This is a genomic window from Mesorhizobium sp. L48C026A00 (genome assembly GCF_000502375.1).
In the GTDB taxonomy this organism is placed as follows: Bacteria; Pseudomonadota; Alphaproteobacteria; order Rhizobiales; family Rhizobiaceae; genus Mesorhizobium; species Mesorhizobium muleiense.
The window spans coordinates 251,466-269,428 of the sequence record NZ_AYWU01000002.1 but is presented as its reverse complement, the minus strand read 5'-3'; the positions used below and the strand labels follow the sequence as shown (position 1 = coordinate 269,428).

General features: G+C 61.2%; 16 protein-coding genes and 1 tRNA gene. 15 read left to right on the top strand and 2 right to left on the bottom strand.

Translation table 11 applies throughout. The features are described from left to right. Window positions 1-435: 435 nt before the first annotated feature. Window positions 436-1,044 (top strand): hypothetical protein, encoded by a 609-nt coding sequence (locus X738_RS48395; RefSeq protein ID WP_023797279.1) that lies wholly within the window; start codon window positions 436-438, stop codon window positions 1,042-1,044. Between the two features lie 613 nt (window positions 1,045-1,657). Here the strand turns inward: X738_RS48395 and X738_RS48390 are convergent. Beyond that, complete coding sequence (locus X738_RS48390; RefSeq protein ID WP_023797278.1) at window positions 1,658-3,508, bottom strand: adenylate/guanylate cyclase domain-containing protein; 1,851 nt, start codon at window positions 3,506-3,508, stop codon at window positions 1,658-1,660. Between the two features lie 579 nt (window positions 3,509-4,087). On the opposite strand from X738_RS48390, the gene X738_RS48385 reads away from it, so the two are divergent. The 8 genes from X738_RS48385 to X738_RS85890 all read left to right on the top strand — a co-directional run bounded on the left by X738_RS48385 (window position 4,088) and on the right by X738_RS85890 (window position 11,253). Then, window positions 4,088-4,273 carry a DUF3606 domain-containing protein gene (locus tag X738_RS48385; RefSeq protein WP_023797277.1) on the top strand — a complete coding sequence of 62 codons (186 nt, stop codon included), beginning with the start codon at window positions 4,088-4,090 and terminating at the stop codon, window positions 4,271-4,273. 372 nt (window positions 4,274-4,645) lie between these two features. After that, a complete protein-coding gene (locus X738_RS48380) occupies window positions 4,646-5,302 on the top strand; it encodes an ABC transporter ATP-binding protein (RefSeq protein ID WP_031254148.1) in 657 nt (218 codons plus the stop codon). Continuing rightward, complete coding sequence (locus X738_RS48375; protein WP_023797275.1) at window positions 5,302-7,710, top strand: ABC transporter permease; 2,409 nt, start codon at window positions 5,302-5,304, stop codon at window positions 7,708-7,710. Before X738_RS48380 ends, X738_RS48375 begins: the two co-directional genes overlap by 1 nt. Then, window positions 7,700-8,755, top strand: a complete 1,056-nt coding sequence (locus tag X738_RS48370; protein ID WP_023797274.1) for a lipocalin-like domain-containing protein — start codon at window positions 7,700-7,702, stop codon at window positions 8,753-8,755. Before X738_RS48375 ends, X738_RS48370 begins: the two co-directional genes overlap by 11 nt. Window positions 8,756-9,605: 850 nt before the next feature. After that, entirely contained in the window at window positions 9,606-10,013 is a 408-nt protein-coding gene (locus tag X738_RS48365) for a hypothetical protein (protein WP_023797271.1), read from the top strand. Window positions 10,014-10,500: 487 nt separating this feature from the next. Beyond that, window positions 10,501-10,574, top strand: a tRNA-Arg gene (locus tag X738_RS48360). Between the two features lie 80 nt (window positions 10,575-10,654). Next, entirely contained in the window at window positions 10,655-10,834 is a 180-nt protein-coding gene (locus tag X738_RS48355; protein WP_023797270.1) for a hypothetical protein, read from the top strand. A gap of 59 nt (window positions 10,835-10,893) precedes the next feature. Further along, a complete protein-coding gene (locus X738_RS85890; protein ID WP_198032769.1) occupies window positions 10,894-11,253 on the top strand; it encodes a hypothetical protein in 360 nt (119 codons plus the stop codon). On the opposite strand, the gene X738_RS48350 is transcribed toward X738_RS85890, so the two are convergent. Then, window positions 11,250-11,642: a hypothetical protein gene (locus X738_RS48350; protein ID WP_245277587.1), complete on the bottom strand. Its 393-nt coding sequence runs from the start codon at window positions 11,640-11,642 to the stop codon at window positions 11,250-11,252. The genes X738_RS85890 and X738_RS48350 overlap by 4 nt on opposite strands. A gap of 914 nt (window positions 11,643-12,556) precedes the next feature. Here X738_RS48350 and X738_RS48345 point away from each other — a divergent pair. From X738_RS48345 to X738_RS48320, 6 genes are all read left to right on the top strand, one after another. Further along, entirely contained in the window at window positions 12,557-13,759 is a 1,203-nt protein-coding gene (locus X738_RS48345) for an ABC transporter substrate-binding protein (protein WP_031254146.1), read from the top strand. A gap of 76 nt (window positions 13,760-13,835) precedes the next feature. Further along, the gene (locus X738_RS48340; protein WP_023797268.1) at window positions 13,836-14,702 is read left to right on the top strand and encodes a branched-chain amino acid ABC transporter permease; all 867 of its coding nucleotides are present in this window, start codon (window positions 13,836-13,838) and stop codon (window positions 14,700-14,702) included. 5 nt (window positions 14,703-14,707) lie between these two features. Then, a complete protein-coding gene (locus X738_RS48335) occupies window positions 14,708-15,682 on the top strand; it encodes a branched-chain amino acid ABC transporter permease (protein ID WP_023797267.1) in 975 nt (324 codons plus the stop codon). 4 nt (window positions 15,683-15,686) lie between these two features. Continuing rightward, window positions 15,687-16,466 (top strand): ABC transporter ATP-binding protein, encoded by a 780-nt coding sequence (locus tag X738_RS48330; RefSeq protein WP_023797266.1) that lies wholly within the window; start codon window positions 15,687-15,689, stop codon window positions 16,464-16,466. Between the two features lie 2 nt (window positions 16,467-16,468). Further along, complete coding sequence (locus X738_RS48325; protein WP_023797265.1) at window positions 16,469-17,191, top strand: ABC transporter ATP-binding protein; 723 nt, start codon at window positions 16,469-16,471, stop codon at window positions 17,189-17,191. 8 nt (window positions 17,192-17,199) lie between these two features. Then, entirely contained in the window at window positions 17,200-17,940 is a 741-nt protein-coding gene (locus X738_RS48320; RefSeq protein ID WP_023797264.1) for an aspartate/glutamate racemase family protein, read from the top strand. Window positions 17,941-17,963: the final 23 nt, after the last annotated feature.

Below are 17,963 nucleotides of genomic sequence, written 5' to 3'. Positions count from 1 at the left end.
AGGNCCGTCTTGGCGCTGCGCGCCAATCCACCGCCCGGGGCGAGTCACGGGCCTCGCCCGCCCTTCGGGCCCCACAAGGGGAGAAGGCAGAGAGGGGCAGCGCCGGCTGGTGGTCGCGGCGCATCATCCAGGACCATCGCCTGGTCTACCGCGCCGCCGCGTCGCTTCGCTCCTTGCTCCGGCCTGGGAATGACGAAGGCGCAGGGGCTTACGCTAATCACCAGCGCTGGAAATTGGCAGCTGCAGGCCGGACGGCACCGACCGTCCACAGTCCCTTTCAGACTCAGTCGAAGAACTGTGTCGAAGGCCTAGGTCATCAGGGTTAATTCTCCCAACCAGCGGAAAGGATTAGCATCGGCGACAATCTCGGCCGCGCAACCAGCATCATTGCCGCCTCGGTCCTGCACGGCCAGAACAAAAATCTGGGAGGAATGCATGACGAAAAGAATTCACTTCAGGCGTCGCAGTATTCTCGCTTTGACCGGCCTCATCGGCGCCTGCCTGATTGCGGCCGCGGGTCAGGCCGCCGAGCCCGGCAAGGTCGAGATCGATGCCCTGAAACAATCGCTTTCGAAGTACGAAGACTACAAGGCCGCCATTCGCGACCTCTACCTGTCGACGGTCGGATGCGTTTATTACAGCGGCGAAAAAGTGGCTGGAGCTATGGATTACCCAAAGGGCGCGATGGGCATTCATTTCGTCAACGTCGCGAGCGTCAGCCCGACACCAGATCCGACGCGCCCCAATGTCCTTATCTATGAGCCGGTCGACGGCGGCTTGCGCCTGGTGGCCGTGGAATGGCTTGTTCCGCTGACGCCCGACACCAAGGAGCCGCCGAAACTGTTTGGACAGACGTTCCAGGGGCCGATGGAGGGGCATTATCCGCTTATTCCGTTGGAGTTCTACCATTACGATCTTCACGTCTGGCTGTTCAAAGACAACCCACTTGGAATGTTCAGCCCGACGAACCCCGACGTGAAATGCGACAATTACGCGTTTCCGATGCCGGAGCAGCCGACCAAGATGGTGCCGGGGCCGATGTAATGGCGACTTAGTCTACGCAATGGCCCGGCCTCAATTGGGGTATCCCAGGTGCGCCTGGGATAACCTCCCACCGAGCTTTCAAGGTGTCTCGGGTAGAAAATGGTGCCCCTAGCCGGGAGGCAAGATTTGAACCTTTTCAACGCTCAATTTCGAAAGTGGGACAGAATAGGCCATTCAAGATCCTTATCTTTTTCGTCGAGATTGTCTCACCGAAACCTAGCTAGGACAGGACCTCTTCGATGCCTGACCGGGACCAATCGATAGCGATCGACCGGCTAACTTGCACGGCAAAGGGGTCGCAAGTTCAAACCGTGCCGCTGTAGACGTCACAGCATCGGAATGGCTTGAAAGGGGCCGGCAGGAGACGGTCAGCTCCTGGCTACGGATCTTCTAGGGCGGACATTCAGGTCACGGTGGGCATCGTCGTGATCTGACCCGTTCCAGAAGTTCGGGTGCGAGCGCACAATGACGCAAGGCGGCCCCTCTGCCGACCTTCCGCACCCAATATTCCTTGCGAAGGATGATCCCTTTGAGGGCAACCAGCGCTCATAACACAATTGCTTCAACGTAGCGACCCAGTCGGTCTTCTGCGGGGTCGCGCTCGGACAGCCGTTCACTCCGGCAAGCCCGCGAACCGCATGTGTCCGATCCAGCGCTCAAGGGCTCCGGGGGCGGTGTAATTCTTCTCCCACTGCTTGCGTTGTTTGCTGATGGAGTCGCCGGGCGAGTCTTTGAGGAAAACCGCAAGCGCTTCCTTTGCCTCCCGCTTGTTTCCCAGACAAGCGTGGATCCCCGCAAGCATTCGGTGTGCGCCGCTCGGGATTCTGGACATTTTCCGCATCGCCGTCAGCGCAGCCCGGCAATCGTTCTTTTCGTAGAGCGCCCAGCCCATGTCCCAGTGGAACCAGTCAGGGTGGAAAGGATCGATGCCCATAGCCTGCTTGATCCGATCGATAGCTTCGTCGGTGCGGCCAACATTCAGCAGCACGCCCGCACTGTTGACGAGGGTATCCGAATTGCTTGGGTTCAGGGCTATCGCCTGATCGTACCGGACAAGGGCCTGCTCCACCTCGCCGGCTTCCGCATGAATTCTGGCGCGGACATGATGCGCTTCAGCATCATCAGGAGCGAGCAGGATGGCCTTGTCGGCGTATTCGGCGGCGCGCTTCAACGCCTCGTCAGGGTTATTTTCCTGCTTGTGCCAGAAAACCGCGTCATGGCGATAGGACCAGGCCAGCCCGATATAGCCGAACTGGGAGTCCGGATCCGCTTCGATCGCCTTGAGGCTGAACTGCCGTAGCAGCTCGTTCCCCGCGGCAGAGAAATCCTTGTCGGTCTCGGCAAACCCAATCAGGACATAGCGGAGCGCGCTGACCTGCGCGGCGTCGCTCCTTGGCAAGGGTCGCTCGATCCTGCGCCCGACCCTATCCGCAAGCGTGCGGATGATCTCCTCCTGGACGACGAAAAGATCGGCAATTTCGCGGTTGTAAGTGTTGGCCCAGACATGCGATCCGTCATGCGCATTCAGCAACTGGGCGGTCACTTTCAGCTGGTCTCCGATCTTCTGCTGGCTGCCTTCGAGGAGGTAGTCGACGCCGAGTTCATCTCCGATCTGCCTAGCGTCAACCGGGTGGCCGCGGTACCTGAAGCTCGAGTTCCGGGCGATGACGGCATAAGTCTTGCTCCGAGCAAGCTCGGTGATGATCCCCTCGGCGACGGCATCGCTGAGATATCCCTTGTCCGCGCCGGTACTGAAATCGTCGAAGGGAAGGACCGCAATCCTCGGCATGTCGCTCGAACGAACCGGAGCGGCCCGCCATATTTCCGCGCCGTAGTATACGCCGATCGCTGCCGCAACGAGAACGAGTGCAGCAAGAATGAAGCCGCGTCGCGAGAATCTTGCCTTGGCTCGTTCCGTGCCGGCTGCGGCGTGCAGCCACGGCGCGTCGGCGAAGAGGTTGACGTTGTAAACGCGGACCGGTCGATCAATGTTCTTCAGCGTCTGCTCGCCAGTGTCCTCGAAGGTCAGATCGAGCCGGTTGCCGATATGGTCTCGCACAGAGCCGGACACGGCGACGCCGCCGGGCCTGGCGATGCTCTCGATGCGCGCCGCGATGTTGACGCCATCGCCATAGATGTCGTTGTCCTCGAAAATGATGTCGCCGAGATGAATGCCGATGCGAAATTCGATGCGGTGGTCCTCCGGCACGTCGACGTTGCGCTGGCGCATCCTGCGCTGGATATCTGCGGCGCAGGCAACTGCATTCACCACGCTCGGGAATTCGACCAGCATACCGTCGCCGGTGACCTTGACGATGTGGCCCTGATGCTCGGCGATCTTGGCGTCCGCCATCTCGCGCCGGTGCGTCTTTAGCGCCGACAGCGTACCGGCCTCATCCAGCCCCATGAGGCGGCTGTAGCCAACCACGTCGGCGGCGAGGATCGCAGTGAGCCGGCGCTCCATGAGGGAAATCCGGGTTATTCAGAGGAGCCTAATTATCATGTTCAGCGCTGCGTGCCATACGAAATCCCGCTGGCGCGCCGCCCCGAGCATCAGGAGTGGCTCGGAAACGGTTCGATAAACCGAACCTGCGCCTTTGCGGTACCCGTTTGGCGCTTTTTGGCAGGCGAGCCGCGCCTGCGCACCCCATGTCCGGAATTGGCGCGGCAAGCCGACGTTGGCGCAGCGATCTGTACAGATCCGTAAATGGCGCATTCACGTCTGTCAGCGGTCGCCGGGAAGGTCGGCTTTCAGGCGGCGATCAAGTAGCCCTGAACGGCTGACATTGGGCGCAAAGCAGCCATGCCGCCGTCGCGTGTGAGACTCTGCTTCGGGTCACAAGCAGAACAGCAGCCCCCTACGGCTCGTCACCTCAACGCTTCGACGGCGGACGAGCAAAGCGTTCCCCGTAAGGGATCGGCTTATCCCTGCGACCGCGGAGTTGTGGGGTTTCGACATGGTTGGGGACTACGTCCTTGTCCCCGACGATTAGAGGATTATCCTTGACACGTTTGGGCGAGGCGATCGCCCATGGAGGTTGTCATGGCAGACGACAAGTCAAAGCGTGGTCCGCAAGATAGAGCACGGGTCGACGGTGGCGAAGACTATGAAGTCGGGTACCTCATGAAGAAGCACCATCTCGAACGGGCTGATGCCCTCAGGCTGGTAAAAAAGTATGGAAACAACCGCGCAAAGTTCGAAGAGGAACTCGTTGCCCGAAAGGTTTGATCGTGTATTGCCGAGAGGCTGGCATAGAGCCAAGCACGCCTGAGTGTGACCAGGCTGCAGGCATAATCATGGCGCTTTTCAACAACGGCATCGGCACTGCTGAGGAATTGAAGACAGCGCTCCAGTTCCGTTTAGAGAGTGAGTTGCGACGGTACGGTCAACGCCTATCCCGCCTAGCTGAGAACCGCTCTAGATCGTAATTGTACATCGAATTCCAAGTGGAGGTCGCGTTAGATGCAAAACGCGAGCCCTCTGAAAAAACCCATTGTCCAATTAAGGCAGTGGGTTTGGAGGATGTATGAAAGGGGTCGTTGTTTGGCGCTATTTCACGGGCATGCCGTGTCAGATGCACGCGGACCTCCGGGGAGTAACATGCTGCTGAGGCTGCACCGGATCGACAAATTCTACCCCACTGGCGAGGGGCCGTTGCATGTTCTGCACGGGATCGATCTTTCGCTGGAGGCGGGCAAGAGCCTTGCGCTGACCGGCGAGTCTGGCAGCGGCAAGAGCACGCTTTTGCACCTTGTTGCAGGGCTCGACAGCCCTGATGCGGGAGAAATCCACCTTGGCGGTACCAATATTGTGGGGCTGAACGATACAGCCCTTGCCGCCCTGCGGCGGGGAACAGTCGGACTTGTGTTCCAGCAGTTCAACCTGATCCCTTCGCTTGATGTGGCGGCCAACCTTGCCTTTCAGGCTCGGCTTGCTGGCCGCCCTGATCCGGCATGGTTGAAAGTCCTTTCCAAACGGCTGGGCCTCGCCCAAGTCCTCACGCGCTACCCTGAACAACTGTCGGCCGGCCAGCAACAGCGGGTGGCGATCGGCCGGACGTTGGCCGCTCGGCCCCGGCTGGTTTTGGCCGATGAGCCCACGGGCAATCTCGATGAAGCAACAGGGGACGCTGTACTCGATCTTATGCTGTCGCTGGTGGCTGAAACGGGTGCCGCCCTGTTAATGGTTACCCATTCCAACCGTCTGGCAAACCGGCTGAACGCCCACGTTCACCTGCACGCGGGACGGCTGGCTTGATGGTGTGGACCGGGTTGTCAGCGCTCTTGTCGCATTGGCGCAGGCGGCCTGTCCAACTGGCGATGCTGCTTTTGGGGCTATCGCTGGCAACGGCGTTGTGGTCAGCGGTTCAGGCGATCAACGGTGAGGCGCGGGCGAGCTATGACCGTGCAGCGGCGATCCTTGGGCAGGACCGGCTCGCGCAACTGGTGCGTGAGGACGGGGCCCGGATGGATCAACAGGTGTTTGTGAGACTGCGGCGAGCAGGCTGGCTGGCTTCGCCGGTGATTGAAGGTGAAATGCGGTTTGGGGATGTGCGGTTGCGCGTCCTCGGCATTGACCCACTGACTTTGCCGCCGCAGGCGCAGCAGGTGGATGTTGCGGTGGGTGATGAGCTATTGCCGTTCATCACGGCGCCCGGTGTGCTCTATGCAGCTCCGGAAACCGCGGCACGACTTACCGAGCAAGCAACACCTCCCGTGCGCGTGGCCGAGGGTTTGCCGCCTGGTACAGTCCTCACCGACATCGGGCAGGCGCAGGTCTTGCTTGGGACAAAGGACAAGATCTCTCGTCTTTTGCTCTGGCCGGACCAACCGATTGGCCGTGCCCCTCTAGAGGTGACAGCCCCCGGCCTGACCCTGCGCGAGCCGAGCGAAACGGGGGATCTTGCCAGGCTGACCGACAGTTTTCACCTGAACCTGACGGCTTTCGGTTTTCTTGCCTTTGCGGTGGGGCTCTTCATCGTGCATTCCGCCATCGGTCTGGCTTTTGAACAGCGCCGCCAGGTATTTCGCACGCTGCGCGCACTGGGCTTGCCGTCCCGCGTGCTGGTCCTTTTGCTGATCACCGAGCTGCTGATCTTCGCCCTCCTCGCGGGACTGGTGGGCGTGGCACTTGGCTATGTAGTCGCCTCGGCCCTTTTGCCCGACGTCGCCGCCACCCTGCGCGGGCTTTACGGGGCCGATGTGCCGGGAACGCTCTCGATCCGCCCCGCAGTGTGGGCAGCGGGGCTGGCGATCGCGGTAATCGGCACGCTGGTAGCGGCCGCACAGAGCCTCTGGCGGCTATGGCACCTGCCGCTGCTTGCGTCGGCCCAGCCTCGGGCCTGGGCGCGGGCTTCGGAGCGGGCACTGCGCGCGCAAGGCGTGGCTGCGATGGTGCTCCTGTTGACGGCGGCGGGAATTGCACAGTTCGGATCCGGCCTCGAGGCGGGTTTTGCGCTTCTGGCGGCACTGCTGTTGGGGGCGGCACTGGCGCTGCCGCTCGTGCTGACGGGGATATTGCACCTTGGCGGCCGCTTGGCGCGTGGACCATTGGCTGAATGGTTTTGGGCCGACACGCGTCAACAGCTTCCCGGCCTGTCATTGGCGCTAATGGCACTGCTGCTTGCGCTGGCCGTCAATGTGGGCGTCAGCACGATGGTGTCGAGCTTTCGGCTGACCTTCACCGGCTGGCTCGATCAGCGTCTCGCCTCTGAGCTTTACGTGACCGCCCGCACTGAAGCAGAGGCCACGGCGATACACGACTGGCTGGCCCAGCGCAGCGACGCGGTCCTGCCGATCTGGAGCATTGAGGGCCGGGTCGCAGGCCAGCCCGCGGCAATATACGGCGTGGCCGATCATGCCACCTATCGCGACAACTGGCCGATCCTCTCTGCAGTGCCGGAGGTGTGGGACCGGATCGCCACAGGCGACGGCGCCCTGATCAACGAACAACTGGCGCGGCGCCAGGAGTTGGGCTTGGGGGACCAGATCACGCTGCCCGGTGGCTGGCGGGCCAGCATCGCCGGCGTCTATGCCGACTATGGCAACCCGATCGGCCAAGTGATCATCGGGATCGACACACTGCTCCAGCACTATCCTGACGTCTCCCGCCTGCGCTATGCAATTCGGATTGCCCCCGGCAAGGCCGAAGCACTGGCTGCGGGTTTGCGGGCGGAATTCGGGCTGCCCGCGCAGAATGTGATTGACCAGGCCGGGATCAAGGTCTTTTCGCTCAAAGTGTTTGAGCGCACATTCAGAGTGACAGCCGCGCTGAATGTGCTGACGCTGGGAGTCGCGGGGCTGGCGATGTTTGCGAGCCTCATGACCCTGTCGGGGATGCGCCTACCGCAACTGGCGCCGGTCTGGGCCATGGGTCTGCCCCGCCGCCACCTCGTATGGCTGGAGCTTTGGCGCGGCTTGTTGTTGGCAGCCTTGACCATGCTGGCCGCTCTGCCTGTAGGTATCGGGCTCGCCTTTGTTCTGCTGGCGGTGGTGAATGTCGAGGCTTTTGGCTGGCGTCTGCCGATGCACCTTTTTCCCGGTGACTGGGCGCGGCTGGCGGCGCTCGCGCTGCTGGCGGCCGGACTTGCAGCCGCCGTGCCTGCCTGGCGGCTGGCGCGTCTTTCGCCATCGGATTTGCTGAAGGTATTTGCACATGAGCGTTAGAGCATTGCTGATCTATATGTGCTTGGCCGCACCTGCCTTTGGCCAAGGTTTTGCTGGGCTTGGCACAGAGGCTGACGGGTTTTCAGTGCCGCAGCCGGGGACTGCATTCAACTTTCCGGCAGACCACGGCCCGCACCCCGGTTACCGGATCGAATGGTGGTATTTGACCGCCAACCTGCAAGCTGCGGATGGAGCGGACTATGGCGTGCAATGGACTCTTTTCCGATCCGCCCTGGCCCCGGTGGAGCGGTCAGGCTGGTCCAGTCCGCAGCTTTGGATGGGCCATGCGGGGCTGACGTCGCAAACGCACCAATTCGTGGCCGAACGGATGGCACGGGGCGGCATCGGCCAAGCGGGGGTTACGGCTGCGCCCTTTGCGGCCTGGATTGACAACTGGCAGATGGCAGGCCGGGCCCTGCCAGAGGCGGATGCGCTGTCGGCGCTCGATCTGCGTGCGGCGGGACAGGCGTTTTCCTACGAACTGGCGCTGGACGCCAAAGGCCCTCTGGTGCCGCAGGGAGTGCAAGGCTATTCGGTGAAATCCGAGAAGGGGCAGGCGAGCTATTATTACTCGCAACCATTCTACCACGTGACCGGCACGCTGACCCTTCCGGCAGGCGCGATTGCGGTGACCGGTCAGGCGTGGTTGGACCACGAATGGTCCTCGCAGCCGCTGGCTGAGGATCAAACCGGGTGGGACTGGTTCTCGCTGCATTTCGACAGCGGCGAAAAGATGATGGGCTTTCGCCTGCGCGACAGAGGCGCGGGCTTTACATCGGCCACATGGATCAAGGCCGACGGCAGGCCGCAGCCGCAGGCCCCCGGCGCGCTAAGGGTGACGCCGCTCGAAACGGCGGCAGTCGCGGGACGTAGCGTGCCGATCCGCTGGAGGGTGCAATTGTCGGAAAAAGGGGTGGATGTGACCATCCGGACGCTAAACCCAGAAGCCTGGATGGACACACGCTTTCCCTATTGGGAAGGCCCGATCCGATTTGAGGGCACCCATGCCGGGCGCGGCTATCTCGAGATGACAGGCTATGAGTGACTGGAGGACGCTGCTCGATCGCGAGATCGCGACGGTTGGCGAATTGCCGAAAATGGAGAAGGTTAGTTTCCAGCGCCCTTCCCTCTACCATTTAGACGTTTAACGGCATGATATTGTTGGATTTTTTCGGCAAAGAGTCGGAAAAATGGCTCCGGCGTCAGTCCGGGTTCTGACCGCCTTGGTGCCGCCACGCGACAGCCGGCAACAGAGATCGACTGGCGCCGCTTCCGGGCAGTTCACCCTAGTCGGGGTTTGCATCCTCAGGGATAAGGGGTCCCGGCAGGAAACGGAGTGGGTCGCCACGGAGGTCGTGGAAGCGGACCGAGCGGTCATTCCTGCTTTGTATTTGAACGGCTGTTTTCGCTGGATCAGCGGAATTAGCCGACGGCGCAATTACCTCGACGTAGAAGTTCGAATCCCGCTCGGCTCGGTCTTGGGACCGATTGCACGCCATCCCGCGGGTTCGTTCCCCGGAGGCTTTCGGACGCCGGCTCCGGCACCAGGCCAACACGTGGAACCGCCCGCATCCGAAAGCCATCACAGTAGCGGATGTTGGCTTGAAGAAAACGCAAGTCTGCTTGGAGAACATTCAACCCCGGCGCCATTCCCGAGTGGCTTGATCCCACTTGAACTGGGCGGGATCCGATGTCCGCGTATTCGATCGGGCCGATGTCGAGGTTGGCGACCAGACTGCCTCGGCTGGCGGCGTCGCGCATGCGGCCAAGCTCGTTCTGTAAAGCAAGGAAAGCCACACCGGCTGTGGTCGCTACCCGCGAATACTGCTGCCCGCGCGCGTGGGGGAACCCTCAACGCGTATGCACCGTTAAGACGATTGCCAGGGAGAATCGCCATGAATAGCGCGGACCCGACCCACCGAATTCAGCCTGAAGTGCGCGCCGCAATTAGCGCCTTCCTCAACGAGGTCCAAAGAGACCTGAAACCATTTGCTCTCTCGGAAGCCCTAGCAGCAATAAGACAGATCTTTCCTGAACTGGAAATCTCCGACGCCGATCTTGCCGACGCCATCGCGAGTGAAGCTCTATCGGCTGGCGTCGGCATTGAGTTCGACGTGCTTAAGACGCGTAAGGCGCTCGAACGGAGGGCGATCGAGCGATGGGAGAATGAAGGCGGCGCTAGCGGAAGGAAGAAGAACTCAGATCGGGCTCAAAGCGACGCGGCGCAGCGAGTTAAAACCAATGACACCAGTGGCACGAGGCGACGGGCAAACGAATCTAAGGAGCGGCATCGGTTGATCTAGCCAAGTCACTTCCTTAAGCCGCCTCTTTCTTCCGCCGGCGTTCGTTGCGCTTGGTAGCCGAGGGCAGTCGCCGATCAAGAACTCCATCAACGCAATAGCGCTGCTTGTGCGTGAGTGCCGCGTATGGTTTCTTTCAAGCGTATCGGGAGGACATGGAATGGCAAAGCTTTCGGCTCCGTGCCCGATTTGCAGGAAGGCGACGAAACAATTACAACTGACTGCCGGTGACTATCTGGAGTTCGACTGCTCTGACTGTGGGTACTTCCAGATATCCAGAGCATTTCAACAGGTAGCCTCGAAAACAGCCGGTTTCACGAGGCGGCAATCACTTGAGCGGGCGAGAATAAGGGCGAGATACGGTCGCTGCCGACCGTCACTACCTACGACCTGCCATAGCGACCGGGTGATCAGAACGGCGCCATCGCCTCCGCCCTCTCTCGGGTTGTTCACGTCGGCCCACCGGAACGCTCGATTCCCAACCCGCCATGCGCTCGTAGCTCAACTGGATAGAGCACCGGACTTCGAATCCGTAGGTTGCAGGTTCGAACCCTGCCGAGCGCGTCATTTTGATTTCCTTTGGTTCCCCGACGGACTATTGAAATGGGGCATTCCGTGGTTTGCTGCCCATCTAGGAGGCGAGCATGATCATTCCCAGCGACGACCAAGAAGCCCAGAGTATCATAGCCGAGATCAAGGCAATCCTTGCCGAACTATCCGCGATCGACGTTCGGACTGACCTCGCCCGGTGGATGGCGTTGGAGCAACGGCACCATGAGCTTGCGGGGAAGCTTTATGAGCGGCGCATCGATCGTCCGTCCTAGTGTGTCGCTCTACTTAGGCGAAGAATCGCCGAACCGCGCACTTCCCGCCGGAGACACACATGAAGCGCAAGCCCAGCAAAACGGGATACAACAGACTGCTTGCCAGCGATGCCCACCCTAATCTCACACGAGATCCGCTGATCGGTATTCTTGAACTGGATACCGATTCTGACCCGATCGAACTGGCCATGAACCGAAAAGTTGCCGAGCGTCTGATGTCGACCGTTGTCGAATTCCTTCAGGCTGCCGAAAGAGCCGACGCGCCGACATTTGGCGGTCGAGCGCCTGGAGCAGGCCGCAGACGGAGCGGCGGCGGAACCGAAAAGAGGCGAAGAAGGACGTCTTTAGGCGCCTCGCGCTGCTGTGAATGGCGCGCGGCGCGAGCATCACCGCGAGGCATTAGTAGGGCCGCGCCTTAAGCCTCGACCTTCTTCAGCTCCGAGAGCCGCACAAGGCCGTTCTGGCTGCGGAATGTCAGTGTCGCATCCGTACTTTGCGCCTGGGCGATCCCCGAAATAACGTGATCGCCGGTGTCGTAGATCGTGCGCCGGCCGGCATCCTCGATGACCAGTCGCCGCGTGTCGGGATAGATCGCGTAGCGCAAATGGTTCTGCGATCCAGTCGATGAGGGTGTGCCGAGTCCGCCCGGCCAACTTTCAGGTACCTGCTGATGCGATCTATAGCTCACTTCGGCAGGCTCATTATGGGCAACCTCAGGATTCTCCCGCAGATAGGCTGCGAGATCCGTGGCCACAGCGTTCAGCTTCGCCCTTAGCGCATCGTTGAACATGTCGCCGACCATTGTCATGCCTGATGACCACTGCGACATGCCGGCCGAATTCGGCATGGCTGAATTGGGCCATGGAACCCCCGCCCGAGCGCAGGGCACGCAGCACGGTTTCTACCGCGTCCCTTGACAACCCGTGCCGCGCCGCCAGCCGCGCGACCAATGCCGTCTCTTTGAGATCAGCCGCCGTACTGCCTCCCTCTTTTCGCCATTTAACACTGCGATAGGGACATCGTTCCACATGCCCTATCCTCCGAGCACGCCAAGGGGCAATTACAGCCCTTGCCCACGGGCCAACGCGTGTAGGCCGACATCTTTCCGCCTTTGCCGGCATGGGCCTCAACGAGGCACTCTGGGCGACCAAGATATGTGCAACGAGCACCTACCACAGTTTGCGGCCGCGCGCCTGCCCTGAGCGGAACGTTCGAGTTCCACGCCGCCTTTTATGAAACTCTACATTGACCACGGAATCGACAGCGGTGCAGCTTGCAATTTTTCGCCGAACGGCGTCACACGGTGATGGTCGTGCAGCACCAGCCCGCGCACAAACGATCGCGGACTCCTTCCTGCAACTGGCGCAATCCCCGAAAGTCCTGCGGAACCGTTGCGGAGGCCTTCACTTCGATACCGACGACCCGACCGCGCGATCCTCGATCACGACGTGACCTAGTCCTGATCCTTGGTCCGGTAGTGTGAGAAAGACACCCGTCGCTCTGACCACGACGCGAGCTTCAGGAATTCAGACACCACGAAGCTCTCGAGCAAAGCACCGAACCGCGATCGGTCCTACGTCCTTCATCTACGGCCGGTCACCAGATTGTCAACAATCTTTAAAAGTTTTGTTGACAGGTGATTGATTTGAGCCTTCACTCACAAAAGTCCGCGTATCGGTCGAGTTCTGTCGCAACAATGCGCGGCCTCCAAGGGGAAGAACAATGATCAACAGACGTTCAATAATCACATTCGCCGCGCTCGGCGCCGTCTCCGCACTGGCAATCATGGCCGGCGGCACAATCACGGTGCACGCCGCCAACAAGGAACTCAAGATCGGCTTTGTCGGCGTGACGAGTGGCGCGGCCGCTGCGTGGGGCACATCCAACGTCCGCTCGATGCAGACACGCGCCGCCTGGATCAACGAAACCGGCGGTGTGAAGATTGGTGACGAGACCTATGACATTAAAATCGTCACCTTCGACGACCAGAAGGACCCGAAGCGGGCGATCGCCGGCATGGAGAAGATGGCCCAGGAGGGCATCCACTATGTCGTCGGTCCGAATGTCGACGACGGCGCGGCGGCGGTGCGTCCCGTGGCAGAATCCAAGGGCATCATCTATTTTCCCTACGCATTCCCGAAGGAACTCTACACCCCGCCGGCGTCTAACGCCGTGCTCGGCATGATCGCCAACTACCAGTCGGCTCCGGCGATCTACAAATATCTCATGGAAAACAGGGGCGTGAAAAAAGTTGCCTTTGTCGCCGCCAACGAATCCGATCCGCTGAGCCAGCGGGATGGCGGTGTTGCCGCGGCAAAGGCACTCGGGCTCGAGGTTGTGGCTGCCACGGATGTCTACCAAAACGATACCCGCGATTTCACGCCGGTACTGACGCCGATCGTTTTGCAAAAACCGGACCTGCTGGTGCTTTCGGGCGTCGCGCCGGGCAATGCGCCGCTGCTGATCCGCGCCGCGCGCGAGCTCGGCTACGAAGGCCTGATCTCCACCGAAACGGCGCAGGATGCCAAGGTGCTGGAAGAGGGCGCGGGCGAGTTGGCCAACGGCTTCATCTCGGTCGGCGGCGCATCGACGCCCGAAATCGCATCCGACACGATGAAAGAGTTCGTCGAACGCTATACGAAAATGTTCGGCGAATACAATGACGAGTCCAACACCAAGGTCTACGCGCTCGAATACATCATCGAGACGCTGAAGGCGAACCCGGCTGCGATCGACAATGTCGAGGAGTTCAAGAAGACGATCGACACTTTCTCGGCGCCCAATCCCTATCTGAAGGACGATGCCAAACTGACCTATGTCGGAATGACGTCGTTTGGCCAGAAGCGCCAGCTTTCGGTCCCGATGGTGGTCACGGAATACCGCGACGGCAAGTTCGAGACGCTCTTCGTCGCTCAAGTCGATTGACGCAACTGCACCGAAGCGGATTGCCGCACAGGCTCGAGCATTCGTCTTCAGCCTCTGAACGGCCGGAACCATCTTGATGGAACAAGTCATCGCCAACGGGCTTTATCTTGGCGCGCAATACGCCTTGATCGCGCTCGGTCTGACCCTGATCTTCGCGCTGATGAACGTGCTTAACTTTGCCCATGGGCAGATGTACGTTCTCGGCGGCTTCGTCACCTACACCGTCTATGGCCAGCTCGGCATACCTTTCGTCGTCGCGCTCGTCGCGTCCGGGATCACGCTGCTGGTCATTGGAGCGCTGGTCGAGAAATTCCTTTTCAGAACGGTGATTAGGCGAAGCGTGCGGGAGGAAAGTACGATGCTTCTCGCGGCGGCGGTCGCATTCTTCCTCGACGCCGTGATCCTCCTCCTGTTCGGTGAAAAGCAGCGCGGCGTGCCGAAGATCGTCAACGGCGTCTTCGTCTCCGACAGCCTCATAATGCCTTACGACCGGCTGCTGGTCGGCGCACTCGCCATACTGTTCATCGCCTCCTTCGTGCTTTTCATGCAGTACAGCAAGCCGGGACGCGCCATGCGGGCGCTGGCGCAGGACCGGGTCGCGGCGCAGCTGATGGGCGTCGAGGTCGACCGCTATTCGATGATCGGCTTTGCGCTCGGCGCCATGCTTGCCGGCATAGTCGGCGGGCTGCTGGTCGCCATCACCGGCGTCAATTCGGGCATCGGCGGGCCGATCTCGATCAAGGCGTTCTTGATGGTGATGATCGGCGGGGCCGGCGTGGTCAGCGGAGCGATCGCAGGCGGCTTCATCCTCGGCATGATGGAATCGGTCGGCCTGACGGTGCTACGCCAATATGGCGACGTCACTTATCTCGTCATCTTCGCCGCGCTGATGGTGTTCCTGAGCATCCGCCCGAACGGGCTCATGGGCAAGCCGTGGGGATGATGAACATGAAGCGTACACGCAACATCCTCGCCGTCGCTGTCTTCCTGCTGGTCGTACTCGTCGGCGTGCCCTGGCTGATCGAGGCGACCGGTCGGCTCGACCTCTACTACACGCTGACCTCGGTCGCGCTGCTCAGCATCGCCAGCGCCGGGGTGTGGGTGACTTTCTACATCGGCCGCATCAATATCGGCCAGGGCGCCTTCGCGCTTATGGGCGGCTATGTTTCGGCCATTCTTGTCGTCCAGTACGGTGTGTCGTTCTGGCTGACACTGCCGCTGGCTGGGCTATTCTGCGCCGCTGCAAGCGTGCTGATCGGACTGCCCATCCTCAGGCTTCGCGGCGTCTATTTCGCCATGGTCACGCTGGTTTTGACCGAAGTGGCGCGGCTGCTGGCGCTGGCGCTGCCGATCACCAACGGCGCCAAGGGCATGGTCAGCATTCCGCTCCCCGGCGGCATCTCGATCTTCGGGCTGACCATCCTTCCAGATTTCGCGACGCTCGCCAATCCGCGTCCCGCCTTCTATCTGGTGTCGGTTGTGCTGATGGTGCTGTGCTTTGCGGCGCTCTACCGCCTAGTCCATTCGCGCATCGGCAAACTCTGCCAGTCGTTGCAGCAGAACGAGGAACTGGCCTCCTCGATCGGCGTCAACATCGCCTATCTGCGCGTTATCGCCTACGCCATCTCCTCATTCCTCGGCGGTCTCGGCGGTGCGATGTTCGTCGCCATCTCGCAGTCGATCTATCCGTCGAGCTTCACCGTCACCGACTCGGTGAACTTCATGCTGAACTGCTTCCTCGGCGGGCTCGGCCACGTCTTCGGGCCGATGATCGGCACCTTCGTGCTCTATTTCGGCTGGGATTTCCTGTTCGAGACCGGCGAGTTCCAGTTGCTGATCTTCTCTTCGGTGCTGATCGCGCTGATGCTGTTCCTTCCCAATGGCCTGCTCAGCCTCAGGCTGTTCGGCAAGAAGCAGGGCTAGGACCATGACTGAGCTTCTCCAGATCAAGGCCGTGACCAAACGCTTCGGCGGGCTGGTCGCGGTCAACAATGTTTCCTTCGCGGTCCGCGAACGCGAAATCCTCTCCGTCATCGGCCCCAACGGCGCCGGCAAGTCGACGCTGTTCAAGCTGATTTCCTCTTTCCTCAATCCGACCTCGGGCGAAGTGCTGTTCCGGGGAGAGCGGATTTCAGGCCTGGCGCCGCATATCGTCGCCCGGAAGGGCGTGGTGCGCACGTTCCAGGAGACGACGATCTTCAAGGGCATGACGGTGCGCGACAATGTCATCATCGCGCATCACCTGCGTTCCAATGCCAGCCTTGCCGGCTTCTATCTCGGCACGAATACCGCACGGCGCGACGAGGATGAATTCGGCCGCTCGGCCGACGAGATCATCGACTTCCTCGATCTCGGCGCGCAACGGCATGAGATCGCCAGCACGCTGCCGCACGGCCATCTGCGCGCGCTCGGGATTGCCATCGGGCTCGCCACCAACCCGACCGTTGTTCTGCTCGACGAGCCCTTCGCCGGCATGAACCATGACGAAACCGTGCGCGCGGTGGAGATGGTGCGCGGCGTGCGGAAGCGCGGCGTGACTGTCCTGCTGGTCGAGCACGATATGCCCGCCGTCATGAACATTTCCGACCGCATCGTCGTCCTGAACTTCGGTGTGAAAATCGCCGAGGGAACGCCGAAGGAAATCCAGGAGAACGAAAAGGTCATCGAGGCCTATCTCGGCGCCGAAGATGAGACGATCGGATTTTAGCCATGAGCGAACTGCTGAAAGTCTCCGACGTCGAACTCTACTACGACCATGTCTATGCATTGAAGGGCGTGTCGCTCAACGTCAACGAGGGCGAGACCGTCGCGCTGATCGGCGCGAACGGCGCGGGCAAATCCTCGATCCTGCGCGCCATCACCGGCCTGAAGAAAGTCCGCAGCGGCGAGATTCATTTCCGGGGCCACCGCATCGACGGAACGCGCCCGGACGAGCTGGTCAGGATGGGCATCGCCATGGTGCCGGAGGGTCGGCGCGTCTTTTCCTACATGACGGTGCGCGACAATCTGATGATGGGTGCCTTCACCCGCACCGACAAGGCCGAAATCGCCAGGACGCTGGACATGGTGCTCGGGCGCTTTCCGCGCCTGAAGGAACGCTATTCCCAGACGGCGGGCACGATGAGCGGCGGCGAACAGCAGATGCTGGTGATCGGGCGGGCGCTGATGGCCAAACCGAAGCTTCTGCTGCTCGATGAACCCTCGCTCGGCGTCGCGCCGAAGCTCGTCCAGGACATCGCCCGCTCCATCGTGGCGATCAATCGCGACGAAAAGGTCAGCGTTCTCTTGGTCGAGCAGAATTCGCGCATGGCGCTGCGCATCTCGCAGCGCGCCTACGCGCTGACGACCGGAAAGATCGCGCTGGCCGGACATTCGGCTGAGCTGCTTGGCGACGACCGGGTCAAGAAACTCTATCTCGGCGGCGAAATATGAAAGCGCAAATGGACATACTCGTCGTCAATCCCAACACCACCGCGTCCATGACCGAAAAGATCGGCGAGGCGGCGCGCGGCGCGGCTTCGGCCGGCACCAAGATCATCGCCGTCAATCCGAAGGACGGGCCGCCGAGCGTCGAAGGCTATTTCGACGAGGTCTTCGCCATCCCGGGAATGATCGGCGAGATCCAGAGACATCCGGCGGCGAGCGCCTGCGTCATCGCCTGCTTCGACGACACCGGCCTCGACGCAGTACGCTGCGTTGGCGAGATGCCGGTGGTCGGCATCGGCGAAGCGGCGTTTCACATGGCGAGCCTGATTGCCGGCAAGTTCAGCGTGGTGACGACGCTGTCGCGTTCGGTGCCGGCGATTGAGCACAATCTGGTGCGCTACGGCCTCGCCAGCCGCTGCGCCAGGGTGCGGGCAAGCGACGTTCCCGTTCTGGAGCTCGAAGCGCCCGGCTCCAACGCCCGCCATCGAATTTCGGAGGAGATCGAGCGCGCCATCCGCGACGACCGGGCCGAAGCGATTGTGCTGGGATGCGCCGGCATGGCCGACCTCGCCGCCGCGCTCAGCCGCGAACATGGCCTTCCCGTGCTCGACGGCGTCGCCTGCGCGGTAAAACTCTGCGAGAGCCTCGTCGGCCTTGGCCTGTCGACCTCGAAGCGCGGCGGCTACCAGCTTCCACTCGAAAAATCCTTCGCCGGAATCTTTGCGCCCTTCTCGCCCTCCGGCCGTGCACCCTGATGCGTGCAAATTTGTTGACATTC

Excerpts from the sequence above, each read along its gene's own strand:
- X738_RS48390 (WP_023797278.1), bottom strand. The coding sequence starts at position 3,508 with ATGGAGCGCCGGCTCACTGCGATCCTCGCCGCCGACGTGGTTGGCTAC.
- X738_RS48320 (WP_023797264.1), top strand. The coding sequence starts at position 17,200 with ATGGACATACTCGTCGTCAATCCCAACACCACCGCGTCCATGACCGAA.
- X738_RS48345 (WP_031254146.1), top strand. The coding sequence starts at position 12,557 with ATGATCAACAGACGTTCAATAATCACATTCGCCGCGCTCGGCGCCGTC.
- X738_RS48350 (WP_245277587.1), bottom strand. The coding sequence starts at position 11,642 with ATGACAATGGTCGGCGACATGTTCAACGATGCGCTAAGGGCGAAGCTG.
- X738_RS48395 (WP_023797279.1), top strand. The coding sequence starts at position 436 with ATGACGAAAAGAATTCACTTCAGGCGTCGCAGTATTCTCGCTTTGACC.
- X738_RS48370 (WP_023797274.1), top strand. The coding sequence starts at position 7,700 with ATGAGCGTTAGAGCATTGCTGATCTATATGTGCTTGGCCGCACCTGCC.
- X738_RS48375 (WP_023797275.1), top strand. The coding sequence starts at position 5,302 with ATGGTGTGGACCGGGTTGTCAGCGCTCTTGTCGCATTGGCGCAGGCGG.
- X738_RS48365 (WP_023797271.1), top strand. The coding sequence starts at position 9,606 with ATGAATAGCGCGGACCCGACCCACCGAATTCAGCCTGAAGTGCGCGCC.
- X738_RS48355 (WP_023797270.1), top strand. The coding sequence starts at position 10,655 with ATGATCATTCCCAGCGACGACCAAGAAGCCCAGAGTATCATAGCCGAG.
- X738_RS48330 (WP_023797266.1), top strand. The coding sequence starts at position 15,687 with ATGACTGAGCTTCTCCAGATCAAGGCCGTGACCAAACGCTTCGGCGGG.
- X738_RS48385 (WP_023797277.1), top strand. The coding sequence starts at position 4,088 with ATGGCAGACGACAAGTCAAAGCGTGGTCCGCAAGATAGAGCACGGGTC.
- X738_RS48380 (WP_031254148.1), top strand. The coding sequence starts at position 4,646 with ATGCTGCTGAGGCTGCACCGGATCGACAAATTCTACCCCACTGGCGAG.
- X738_RS48335 (WP_023797267.1), top strand. The coding sequence starts at position 14,708 with ATGAAGCGTACACGCAACATCCTCGCCGTCGCTGTCTTCCTGCTGGTC.
- X738_RS48325 (WP_023797265.1), top strand. The coding sequence starts at position 16,469 with ATGAGCGAACTGCTGAAAGTCTCCGACGTCGAACTCTACTACGACCAT.
- X738_RS85890 (WP_198032769.1), top strand. The coding sequence starts at position 10,894 with ATGAAGCGCAAGCCCAGCAAAACGGGATACAACAGACTGCTTGCCAGC.
- X738_RS48340 (WP_023797268.1), top strand. The coding sequence starts at position 13,836 with ATGGAACAAGTCATCGCCAACGGGCTTTATCTTGGCGCGCAATACGCC.